Annotated in this window: 8 protein-coding genes; 4 read left to right on the forward strand and 4 right to left on the reverse strand. The window is 35.5% G+C overall.

Translation table 11 applies throughout. The annotated features are described in order from the left end of the window. Window positions 1-405 precede the first annotated feature (405 nt). From ACYQ5R_RS05810 to ACYQ5R_RS05825, 4 genes are all read left to right on the forward strand, one after another. Window positions 406-1,848 carry a pyridoxal phosphate-dependent decarboxylase family protein gene (locus tag ACYQ5R_RS05810; protein WP_460189977.1) on the forward strand — a complete coding sequence of 481 codons (1,443 nt, stop codon included), beginning with the start codon at window positions 406-408 and terminating at the stop codon, window positions 1,846-1,848. Between the two features lie 251 nt (window positions 1,849-2,099). Continuing rightward, a complete protein-coding gene (locus ACYQ5R_RS05815) occupies window positions 2,100-2,276 on the forward strand; it encodes a hypothetical protein (RefSeq protein ID WP_460189978.1) in 177 nt (58 codons plus the stop codon). A gap of 125 nt (window positions 2,277-2,401) precedes the next feature. After that, on the forward strand, window positions 2,402-2,854 hold the full coding sequence (locus ACYQ5R_RS05820; RefSeq protein WP_460189979.1) for a protein-disulfide reductase DsbD domain-containing protein: 453 nt from the start codon (window positions 2,402-2,404) through the stop codon (window positions 2,852-2,854). Window positions 2,855-2,870: 16 nt separating this feature from the next. Then, window positions 2,871-4,859, forward strand: a complete 1,989-nt coding sequence (locus ACYQ5R_RS05825; protein WP_460189980.1) for a protein-disulfide reductase DsbD family protein — start codon at window positions 2,871-2,873, stop codon at window positions 4,857-4,859. 56 nt (window positions 4,860-4,915) lie between these two features. Here ACYQ5R_RS05825 and ACYQ5R_RS05830 read toward each other — a convergent pair whose 3' ends face one another. The 4 genes from ACYQ5R_RS05830 to ACYQ5R_RS05845 all read right to left on the reverse strand — a co-directional run bounded on the left by ACYQ5R_RS05830 (window position 4,916) and on the right by ACYQ5R_RS05845 (window position 11,720). Beyond that, complete coding sequence (locus tag ACYQ5R_RS05830) at window positions 4,916-5,593, reverse strand: T9SS type A sorting domain-containing protein (RefSeq protein WP_460189981.1); 678 nt, start codon at window positions 5,591-5,593, stop codon at window positions 4,916-4,918. A 14-nt stretch (window positions 5,594-5,607) separates the two neighbouring features. Then, window positions 5,608-8,436: an alpha-amylase family glycosyl hydrolase gene (locus ACYQ5R_RS05835; protein WP_460189982.1), complete on the reverse strand. Its 2,829-nt coding sequence runs from the start codon at window positions 8,434-8,436 to the stop codon at window positions 5,608-5,610. A 62-nt stretch (window positions 8,437-8,498) separates the two neighbouring features. Continuing rightward, on the reverse strand, window positions 8,499-9,818 hold the full coding sequence (locus ACYQ5R_RS05840) for a SusE domain-containing protein (RefSeq protein WP_460189983.1): 1,320 nt from the start codon (window positions 9,816-9,818) through the stop codon (window positions 8,499-8,501). Between the two features lie 15 nt (window positions 9,819-9,833). Next, on the reverse strand, window positions 9,834-11,720 hold the full coding sequence (locus ACYQ5R_RS05845; protein ID WP_460189984.1) for a RagB/SusD family nutrient uptake outer membrane protein: 1,887 nt from the start codon (window positions 11,718-11,720) through the stop codon (window positions 9,834-9,836). Between the last annotated feature and the right edge of the window lie 2 nt (window positions 11,721-11,722).

The raw sequence follows: 11,722 nt of genomic DNA on the forward strand, positions 1-11,722 counted from the left end.
TATGATTTTAGTAATCAATGAAATATTTGATTAACCTAGAAATAGAGGCGCAAAAGGGTTTTGTAATTTTCCATTTATTCTCATTTAAAATTAAATCAGCCCTCTGTATTCTATAAAAGTAAATGAGTATGAAGTTATTGGAATTCATTTTTTCAGTACACAAACACAAACCAATTTAACAAATGAAGCCATAGGAAAATCTCAAATTGGAAATTTTAAACCTCAGGACAACCCCATTTTAGAAGTTTTTTAAAAAGCTTATCAAACAAACGGAAACCTATTACGATGATATCAAAATACTGGTAAACAGCAAGAAGAGCTCTCTTCCTTTAAAAGAAATGATTTTAATAAATTGTTTTTTTTAAATTTAAGTTAGCCGTAAATTTGCAGCCTAATTGAGAACCAATGAAGGAGAATAAGAATTTAGAGCTTTCTAAAGAAGATATGAAGAAATACGGGTATCAAGTTATTGATACCATTGTTGAGCATTTTGATCAAATGAATGATAAAAAACCGTTTTCTACTGCTACTAGAGCAGAGATGGATGCGGTGTTTTTAGAGGAGGCTCCAGAAGATGGAATGGATGCGCACCAAGTGTTAGATTTTGTAAAAGAAAAAGTGCTTTCTGAAATCAATATTGCATCACACCCAAAATTCTTTTCATTTGTTCCTGGTCCGAGTAACTATATAAGCGCAATGGCCGATAGTTTAGCAACTGGGTTTAATGTATTCTCCGGGGGATGGGTAGCTTCTGCGGCAGCAGCAGAATTGGAAATTGTTACGATTAATTGGTTGCTCAAACTTTTTAAATTCCCTGTAAAAAAAGGTGGTGGTATTTTTACCAGTGGAGGTTCTATGGCCAATTTAACCGCTTTGGTTACGGCACGTAGACAGCGTTGTGGAGACGATTTCTCTAAGGCAGTTATTTACATGTCAGACCAAACGCACTCATCAAACATAAAGGCAATTCGCACGATTGGATTTAGAAAAGATCAAGTTCGAATTATTCCTACAGACATGGAGTTTAAGATATCTTTAAACAAATTAAAAAACGCCATTGCTAAAGATAAATTGGCAGGTAGACAGCCTTTGTGTATGATTGCAAATGCAGGAACTACCAATACAGGAACGGTTGATGATTTAAAAGAGATATCTAAAATTTGTAAAGCAGAGAATATTTGGATGCATGTTGATGCTGCCTATGGTGGTGGGGCCATTTTGTCTGAACAAGGTAGAAAGGCACTAAAAGGTATTGAAAAAGCAGACTCAGTTACTATCGACCCTCATAAATGGTTTTACCAACCTTATGAAATGGGTTGTTTATTGGTGCGTAATCACAAATGGTTGAGTGCAACTTTTAGTGAACGCCCGGAATATTTGAGAGATATAGAAGGGAACGAATCTGAGATTAATTTTTATGATCACGGAATTCAATTGACTCGTAGATTTAGAGCATTAAAGTTCTATATGTCTGTTAAAACTTTTGGATTAAAATCGTTTAGAGCTGCAGTTACCTATAATATTGAATTGGCTGAGCAAACTGAAGACTTGATAAGAAATAGTAAGAATTGGGAAGTAATATCTCCAGCTACCTTGGCTGTCATTAATTTTAGATTTAATCCAATTGACAAAGACTTCTCTGAAGAAGAACTAGATAAAATAAATCAAGCTGTTTCACAGCGTATCACTACAGAAGGTAATGCTGTTTTGGTAACAACAGTATTACAAAAGCAAGTGGTATTGCGTATGTGTTTAATCAACCCAAGAACAACATTAAAAGATGTGAAAGACACTTTGAACTTGTGCTCTGAATACGCTAAAAAGTATCGAGCAAAACTTGAGAAATAGATTAATTCTGTAAAAGTACTTTTAGGTTTTTAGTTGGTGATTTTGAATCATGATTGAATTCAATTGAAAATTTCTTCCCATCCTGTATTCATATTCCACTATTTTAGCCATAAAATCTATTAAAATCTCGCACATCGCGGATTGAGGTTTCTATTCTGGTTTATTTTTTATATTATACCTACTTTGCCGGATCTTTGGGCGATAGCCAATCATTGATATCCAAGTTAATTTAAAGGTTTAGCAGCAAATTGATGTTCGCCTACTATATTCAGCTTAATGATACAGCAACACAAGTATCTGTAGAATTTTCAATCCCGTACCAATTGGCAGTAACAGATAATCCATCTTTTGAAGGAAACCTAACTGTTTCTTGGACTATAGAAGTAATCCCAATAAATGATATTAAGAGTATGCCTATAGGTTTTTAAATATCTATTCAATAGTTGTAATTAAGAATACAACCAATTATTTTTTAATTAGATTTGTTGGATTTTAACATCTATTTAAGGAAGCATTTTATAAGGTATCTGCATTTTTGCGAACTCAGTGTCATATGAAACTAAAACAACTATTTATAGCAATTCTCCTTCTTTTTCCGTTAGGAGTTAGCAGTCAGATATTAGATCCGATAAGTTGGACTACCGCCACAGAAATTACTGGAGAATCAGAAGTAACGTTAATCGCTACGGCAACTATTGACGAAGGATGGCATTTATATGCACAACAAATTCCTGAGGATGGACCTATACCAACAAGTTTTGTCTTTAAAAGTTCCTCGGAGTATTTAAAGAAGGGCAATACCAAAGAAGAGACGGGAATTGAATTGGATGATCCTGTTTTTAAAATGCGATTAAAATATTTTGAGAATCAAGCAACGTTTAAACAACGTATAAAAAGAAAATTGAAAACTGCTTTTAAGGTAAATGCTATTGTAGAGTTTATGGTATGTAATGAAACGCAGTGTTTGCCGCCTAAAGAGATGGATTTGATTTTTGAGATAAACTAATTACAAGATTTCTTTTATGAAACGATTTTTAACAGTGCTATTAGCACTTATAAGTATTCAATTATCTGCACAATTATTAGAGCCCGTAAAATGGCAAACTAGTGTTGAGCAGTTAAATGAGACAGAATACCAATTTATTACGAAAGCTACTATAGACGAAAGTTGGCATTTGTATTCACAAGATGTTCCAGATGGCGGACCAATACCTACCTCTTTTACTTATGACGATGCAGGTAAAATCACTCTTTTAGGAAATACCCTAGAAGATGCGGGTCATGAAGTAGATGATGCGGTTTTTAAAATGAAGATTAAATTCTTTGAGAATAAAGCTACTTTTATTCAAAAGATAAAGGTTGATCAAGCAGTAGAGGTCATTGAAGGGTTTGTCGAATTTATGGTATGTGATGACAGACAGTGTCTAACGCCAACAGAAATAGAGTTGTACTTTGATTTGAGTACTGCTCAGAAAGTTACAAAAGAAGAGGCAACCAAAGTATTGGCTCCTAAAAAAGAAGTTAAAGAGACTAAAAAAGCTGCAAGTAGTAGCAAAGAAAAGAAGGAAAAACGAAGTTATTTAGGGACCTTCTTTTTAGCATTTATTTTTGGTTTTGCGGCCTTATTAACGCCATGTGTATTTCCTATGATACCTATGACGGTTAGCTTCTTTACAAAGCAAAGTAAGACCAAAGCTGCTGGTATACGCAATGCGCTTATTTATGGAGTTTCGATTATCGTTATTTATGTATTGTTAGGAGTTTTGGTGTCTTTGGCTTTTGGTCCATCGGCATTAAATGCTCTCTCAACTAATGTATGGTTTAATCTTATATTCTTTGTACTCTTAATTGTATTTGCAGCTTCTTTTTTAGGTGCCTTTGAAATAGTATTACCAAGTTCTTGGGGAACCAAGGTAGATGCGCAAGCTGATAGAGGAGGTATGATTGGTATTTTCTTTATGGCATTGGCATTAGCAATTGTATCATTTTCTTGCACAGGTCCAATTGTTGGAACTATTTTAGTTGAGGCCGCTGCTGGAGGTGATCAAACAGGGCCTATAATTGGAATGCTAGGATTTTCTATGGCTATTGCTTTGCCATTTACTTTATTCGCCGCCTTTCCTGGTTGGATGAATTCTTTGCCAAAATCGGGAGGTTGGTTAAATACAGTAAAGGTTGTTTTAGGATTTTTAGAGCTGGCATTTGCTTTTAAATTCTTATCGAATGCTGATTTAGTATACCAATTACATTGGTTAGAACGCGAAGTGTTCTTGGCTATATGGATTGCAATTTTTGGAGCTTTAAGTCTTTATTTATTTGGTAAGATCAGACTGCCTCATGATTCCCCTATTACACATATATCTGTTGGTAGATTGTGTCTAGGATTGTTGTCTTTATCCTTTACATTATATATGCTACCAGGTCTTTGGGGGGCGCCATTAAATTTGATTAGTGCATTTCCTCCTGCACAGCATTATGCAGAATCTCCTTACGGGGTTGGTTTTACAAAATTAGGAGAAGGTGTTGGCGGAGCTAGTCATGCAGAAGTGCCAGAAGGAGCACATTTAATGGCACCTCATAATATTCTTGCATTTAATGATTACGATCTTGGATTAGCTTATGCTAAAAAAATTGGTAAACCTGTAATGATTGACTTTACAGGACACGCTTGTGTTAACTGTCGTAAAATGGAACAGAATGTTTGGGCAAAAAGTAAGGTTTTAAACGTTCTAAAGAATGATGTTGTTTTAATCTCTTTGTATGTAGACGATAAAAGACAGTTACCAGAAGATGAAGTCGTGGATTCTAAATTGAGACCAGGTAAAAAATTAAAATATATAGGTCAGAAATGGAGTGAATTGCAAGCAGTAAAATACAAGACGAATTCACAGCCATATTATGTGCTTATGGATCATAACGAAGAAAACTTAATCGATCCGGTTGCGTATACCCCAGATGTAGATGAATATTACAATTGGCTCAAACAAGGAATAGCCAATTTTAAACCATAAGAAAAGCCTCGCATATGCGAGGCTTTTATGTTATTTAGGGAACAACTAAATTTTTGTTATTGCTTCAGAATTTTCTTTTTTACAAGGCCTCCTTCGGCAGATTCTAAAGCTACAAAATATAAACCATTTTGCAAACTTGAAATATCTAATTGGTTTTCGTTGCTTTTAACTTGTTTAACTGTGCGCCCCATTGTATCAAAAATGGTTAAATCGTAGGATGTGTTTGATAATCCCGTAACAAACAAACTATTTTGATAACTGAAAATATTTGTACTGACAAGTGTTTGTTCTTCAACAGGTAAAACAGCAGAAGTAAACAAATAATCAGATGCTGTTAAATTTGCGCTTTGGTTACTTCCTATTGAATTTCTCATTATAAACATAAAATTAGTAATAGTGGTCCCAGTTGGAATTATACCTCCAGTAGCGAAATTATAATTATTTAAATTGATGCTCACTTCATGTTTTGACGTTACCGGATTCCATGGAAACTCAGTAAGAGTGCCGCTCCAGTCATCGCCATAAAAAGTATTTTCATCATTCATAAAAGTTTCTATCCAAATGTATAAATAGATCGACTCACCATAGGAATCATAAATTCGAGGGTCGACTTCTAATGATGGGTCATAGGAAATATCAATGGTTCCAAAACCGTCTCCATTTATTGAAAGGATTTGAGAATACCCTTCAAAAGATATTATCAAAAAGGTAAAAAGTAATATAATATTTTTCATAGTTTTAAGTTTATTTAGTTAATAATTAATTGTTTGGTACCAACGCCTTCTGGAGTTATAATTCTAACAAAATAGATTCCTTTAGATAGTTGATTTACAGGAATACTGGTATTTTGTTGACGATCTTTAAAGTGTATAATACTTCTTCCTGAAACATCAAATAATTCTACAGATGTTGCATAGGTATTTAAACTGAAAAACTGATTTGCTGGATTTGGGTATAAACGTATAGCATCAGAAATATCGTTGTCTTCTAAACTTAAGCTACTTGCTGCCTGATTACCGTAAATTTTAAATGTACCAGGTGCCATATTAATAGGATTTGAAGTATTTGTAACATTTATTGATGTGCTCCCTGTTTCATCCATTAAATCATACCAAACACCGGTATATGGAAAATCTGGAATCATATTTTGCGATATAACATCAAAATTTGCAAGTATTACGACATTTTTAAGCTCCGAAGGATCAATTGCATCATCCCAAACATAGATGCGTGGTTGTAATGTATTGGTGTTAATTGAATAGTTTCCTTCAAAAACATCTTCATTCACTTTTAGCGCATTTAAGCGTGCCCAATCATCATAAATTTGCCGTCTATTTATATCGTTCATCCAGTCTCCCGTCCATTGAGGTTGAGGTTTAGTATCCAATTTACAACCGTCGTCATCAAAAGAACCATCTGAGCATGTGTAGATAGAATTATGCATGCCTAATGCACCGAAATGCCAAATCATTTTTGGTCCAGGTACTGTTAAAGAAACAGCTCCTAGAGCAGACATTCTACTTAAAGCTACATTAAGATTCTTTGCATCATGACCTGCATTACTTGAATTACCGAATTGCACATTTTTGTACATCAATCGTTCTTCATCATGACTTTCAGGATATCCCATAACACGAGGTCCTGAAAATCCGTGAGCAGTATGTCCAATTCTCGAGATATCATTACTTGAATTATACCCCATGGTCAACTGATTGTATTGATCAGTCATTTTACCCCACATCATAATACCTTTTCCTTCTCCTAATCTGTAATCTGCCCATACTTTTTCTTCCGTGTCGCCGCCGAGGTGCTCAAATATCACGTAATGGTCGTTATCTAAACTCCAAGAAAAATCTGCATAGTCTTTTAATACAGCCACACGGTCTGCTTGATAAGAATTCGTGCATCCTTCATCCAAATCAGTACAGTTTTGAGTGAATCCTTTTGTAAGATCCCAACGGAATCCATCAATTTTATACTCTTCTATCCAATATTTAACTACTGCTTCAACATAATCCTGAGTAAGTGCTGATTGATGATTGAAATCTGAACCTACATTATAGCTGTGTCTTGGTGATTCATTAAAATAAGGGTTTTCAGAGCTAGGTTCGCCATAATCGTTTTGGTCGTCATCATTCATCCACATACGTACCATTGGGTTTCTGCCAAAAGCGTGGTTTAAAGCAATATCCAAAATAACTGCAATGCCATTTTGGTGACATAAATCAACAAACTCTTTGAATTTATCACTCGTTCCATAAAATTTGTCTAATGCCAAATGAAATGAGGTGTTGTAACCCCAACTTTCATTTCCTTCAAACTCCATAATGGGCATTAATTGAATGGCATTGACATTTAAATTTTTAAAATAGTCGATGCGATCAATTAAATCTTGAAAGTTTCTGTTTTCATCGAAATCTCTTATTAATACTTCGTATACAACTAAGTCTTCTTTTTTTGGTTTAGCAAAATTTGTTACTTGCCAATTATAGGTAGTTTGCCCCGTTTGTAATACTGTAACCTCATGTCTTTGTCCTGCTGGATACGACGGAATATCCGGGTAAGATTCAGAAGGTATATAAGAATCGTCGTATGGAGATAAAACTAAAGTAGAATAGGGGTCTGCAACTTTAACATAAGCTGGTGAGTTTGTTATTGGAGTTTGCTCACCAACCCAGTATTGATAGGTTTCTATTTGCCCTGGAGTTAATCCTGTTATCTGTAACCAAAATTTGCCTGTACCGGGATCTTTTTTCATTACATGTATACTTGTAGGATTGTAATTATTAAAGCTCCCAGCAACATATACAAATTCTTTTAATGGCGCATCTAAAACTAAAGTTGCAATAGTGTCATCTGCATCGTCATAATTAATACCATTAGTCAAACCAACGGGCATAGATTCTGAAGGAGCTCCAGGGTTGACAATTGCAGAAAAAAATCTTGAAATTGTACTACCTCCTTGTTCTACTCGAAGTTCATAATTTTGATCAGCTGTAACGTTGGTATGTGTATAGGCATAAAAATTAGTACCTGGCCAAGAGTTTAATAAACCACCGTTTGCATATAGACTATAGTTTGCACTGCCATTTGTATTTTGAGCTACAATATTAAAATTACTACCTGGACTAATAACTGTAACATCTCTTGAAGGATCATTAAGAGTAACTTGAAAAGCTCCAACTGACAAAGATAAATCAGAAGTTTGAGTACCTCCATCAGCACTTCGTATTACAATGTTTATTGCGGTAATAGTACCCGTAGGGTTGCTATAAAAATCATCAATCGTTGGAGTAAGAGTTAAATGGTAAATGTTTCCTGACATTAGTGTTAATGCAGGTTGAGTAGCGTTATTTCCCCAATTACCTATTACATTTTGCCAATCGTTGGTGTCATTAACTGTTACTCCAGTATGTGCATAAAGTGTTCCTGCAGTATTTTCCAGCGGTGTTCCCGTTGCATCAAATACAATGGTTGCCAAGTCTGTTTCTTCAGGTGTGCCAGATTGCCAAGATATTTGGGATTGAACAATAAGAGTGGTTAGGATACTAACAAAAAAGAGTAGATTTTTTTTCATAGGTATTATAAAGTAAAAGGCTATTCGCCTGAGCAAATAGCCTTTTGAAATTAACTAAATATTTATTCTATTGTATAGGTTGGAGTATCTGGATTCGCAAAGTTTAGGCGAATTGTATATGTGCCAGCCGTAGCCATAATATTGGCACCTCCAACTTCCATTGTACCATCAGCGCCATCGTCTCCATAATTTACAACCCAGTCGTTATTGCCTCTAATTTTCCATTCCCCGTCAAGAAGTGTTACATTTCTTAGAATCCAAGCTTCATCATTGGTACTCCAATCACGTGTAAATGCAGCATCTGGTCCAGCATTACCCCAATCGTTGTAGGCAGAACCAACAACACCCCAGATATAATCTATTTCTTCAATGGTATATGTCAATTCTTCAAAATTTGCAGTAATAATGTAAATTCCAGCAGTAACAACAATGTTATCTCCACCCAAATCTAAAGTGCCATCTGCTCCTGAATCACCGTAGTTTAAGGTCCAGTCGTTATTTTGTCTGATTTTCATTTCACCATCCATTAATTCAACAACCGCTCTCCATTGATCTGAATAAGGATCGTATTCAAAAGCAAAGTCTGGCCCTGCATTCCCCCAATCGTTATAGGCAGAGCCTACTATTCCCCAAGTGTAAGGCTCGATTGTATAGGTTAATGTATTTAAGTTCATTTCTATTTTATACATACCTGCAGTAACGGCAATATTTGTCCCTCCTTCATCAAGAGTACCATCGTTACCATCATCGCCATAGTTTAAAGTCCAATCATTATTTTCTCTAAACTTAATTTCACCATCTACAAGCGTTACATACGAAACAATAACCCCTACTTCGGCTGTTTGATAAAACGGAGCATCAGGACCAGCATTCCCCCAATCATTATAACCAGAACCAACAATACCCCATGGTGTAGAAAGGTCTAGTAAATCTTCATAAGCAGTCGCGTTTAATGTTACAGTTGAAGAACTGATTCCGTGAAAATCACCTAGTTCTGCAATTACCATAATATCTACATCACCTGGCATGTCTTGTTCAAAACCTAAGTTTAATAAATAGCTATTTAAGCGACTCACAGTTAAAGATTGCTCTAAAGCAGAACCCACATTAATAGAAACACCTTCGCTAAAATCTCCACCAGAATTATCCATCATAATGGTATAATTAGGTGCTGCAGCAAAACCAAAATCAGGTTGTGGCCAAGTGATAACTAATGCCTCTGCATCAGGCATACTTGGATCTAGTACAACCGAAGAGTTAGATAAACTAACTTCTATAGTTGTATTTGGATTTAATGTTGTAAGATCGCGATCATCTTCACAAGAGAAGAAGAATACTGGAGTAACCGCAAACAACAATAATTTATATATGAAATTTTTCATGTTTATTAAGTTTTATTAATTGTAACCTTCGTTTTGGTTAAGGTTTGGATTCGCATTAATATCTGAAGACGGAATTGGATATAAATCTAAATGTGCAGGTGTAGAAACACCGTCTGTCACTCCACCTTTCCAAGGCCATAAATACGCTCCTCCTGAGAATCTTCCAAAACGAATTAAATCTGTTCTTCTGTGACCTTCCCAATATAACTCACGAGCTCTTTCATCTAAGATTAAGTCTAAATCTAACATAGAAATAGCTTCAGGGTTTCCAGCTCTAGTTCTTAGTTCATTTAAATATCCAATGGCCATAGACTCGCTCCCGCCGCCACCTCTAACAACAGCTTCTGCATACATAAGGTATACGTCTCCCAACCGCATTAATGGGAAATCGGTATCTGTAAAATCTCCCGTTGGGTCGCTTCCAGCGTTCCCCGCTTGATCAACATTTTTGAATTTAGTAATCGCATATCCATCAGTAAATGTTGGTATATTTTCAATTTCTTTATTCTGACCATCTGTATAGAACATTGCTCTTGCATCTCCAACAGGCTGAATACTATAAACTAAATTGGCTAAATCGAATGTTATTTTATAAGATCCAGCTTCAACAATAATATTTGCACCACCTAGTTCTAAAGTACCATCGGCATCATTGTCTCCGTAGTTCACAGTCCATTGATTATCTTGTCTAAATTTCATTTGACCATCAGCTAATGTTACATATGTTTCGTAAACATCAGTTACACCTGTTTCATGCAGAGTTAAATCAGGACCACCCCAACCATTTGGAGTTGCATCTCCTACAATACCCCAAGATGAAACAGGACCTAAACCATCTTGTAAATCACCTAAATTAACTTCAAATAAGTTCACTAAAGCGCTAGTTGTTCGGGTACCACCCCAACCACCATTTACTCCAAAATCAGAGGCATTCATTGAGCCGCCAATTGCAGCATGAATTAAGAATGTTGTACCTCCATAAGATTGCGTGCGCAGTCCATCAAAGGCAATAGGAAAAATTACACCATTAGAAAGATGATTATCTGCTAAGAATAAATTAGCATATTCTGGTTCTAATGTGTATCCCGCATTAATTACTTTGTCTGTATATGTAACAACATCTGCATAACGACTTTGTCCTGTATAAACTTCGGCATTTAAATAGATTTTAGCCAATAATGTCCATGCACCAGCTTTATCTACTCGAGCATACTCATTAGAACGCGGCTCCATTAAGGTATTTTCGATTGCTAATAATTCGCTTTCAATAAAAGTAAATAGGTCTGTTCTATTAATCTGTTCTGGTAAAAAGAATCCAACTTCATCTTCTTCTGTTACAAACGGAACATTCCCAAATAAGTCTAAGGCATGAGTATAACTCAAAGCACGTAAAAATCGGGCTTCTTCTCTGTATAATTCTACCTCATCTCTAAGAGTACCTTCTACACCTCTTTCATCTAAAAGAGTTGGTGTAGTTTGTCTTAAAAAGGCATTACATGCTGTGATCTGATAGTATAATCTGTTGTAAAGGGCACGAATAAACTCGTTTCCTGAATTCCAATCATGTTCGTGATAATCAGGTAAACTACCATCAGCCCATCCAATTACGGCCTCATCTGTAGTCACCTCTTGGGCTAACCAATACTGTCTCAAATACTGGCTAAAACCTTCATCTATTCCAGAAATATCTGGTAAACCTGCAGGGCCTTGTTGTCCACTAATTGCCAAACCTGCATAAAGTTTAGCAAGAATTTGTTTGTACGCAGATGGATCTTTAAAGATGTCTTCAGCAAGCACTAAATCATCGGTTTGTGGCACAGTATCTAAGTCATCAAAACATGCTGTTAGTGATAACAAAGCAACCAAGGCGCCAAGAATAATTTTATTAAAGTATGTTTTCATCG

The sequence above is a fragment of the Urechidicola sp. KH5 genome (assembly GCF_054661455.1).

Coding starts and splice junctions, on each gene's coding strand:
- ACYQ5R_RS05810 (WP_460189977.1), top strand. CDS start 406: ATGAAGGAGAATAAGAATTTAGAGCTTTCTAAAGAAGATATGAAGAAA.
- ACYQ5R_RS05815 (WP_460189978.1), top strand. CDS start 2,100: ATGTTCGCCTACTATATTCAGCTTAATGATACAGCAACACAAGTATCT.
- ACYQ5R_RS05820 (WP_460189979.1), top strand. CDS start 2,402: ATGAAACTAAAACAACTATTTATAGCAATTCTCCTTCTTTTTCCGTTA.
- ACYQ5R_RS05825 (WP_460189980.1), top strand. CDS start 2,871: ATGAAACGATTTTTAACAGTGCTATTAGCACTTATAAGTATTCAATTA.
- ACYQ5R_RS05830 (WP_460189981.1), bottom strand. CDS start 5,593: ATGAAAAATATTATATTACTTTTTACCTTTTTGATAATATCTTTTGAA.
- ACYQ5R_RS05835 (WP_460189982.1), bottom strand. CDS start 8,436: ATGAAAAAAAATCTACTCTTTTTTGTTAGTATCCTAACCACTCTTATT.
- ACYQ5R_RS05840 (WP_460189983.1), bottom strand. CDS start 9,818: ATGAAAAATTTCATATATAAATTATTGTTGTTTGCGGTTACTCCAGTA.
- ACYQ5R_RS05845 (WP_460189984.1), bottom strand. CDS start 11,720: ATGAAAACATACTTTAATAAAATTATTCTTGGCGCCTTGGTTGCTTTG.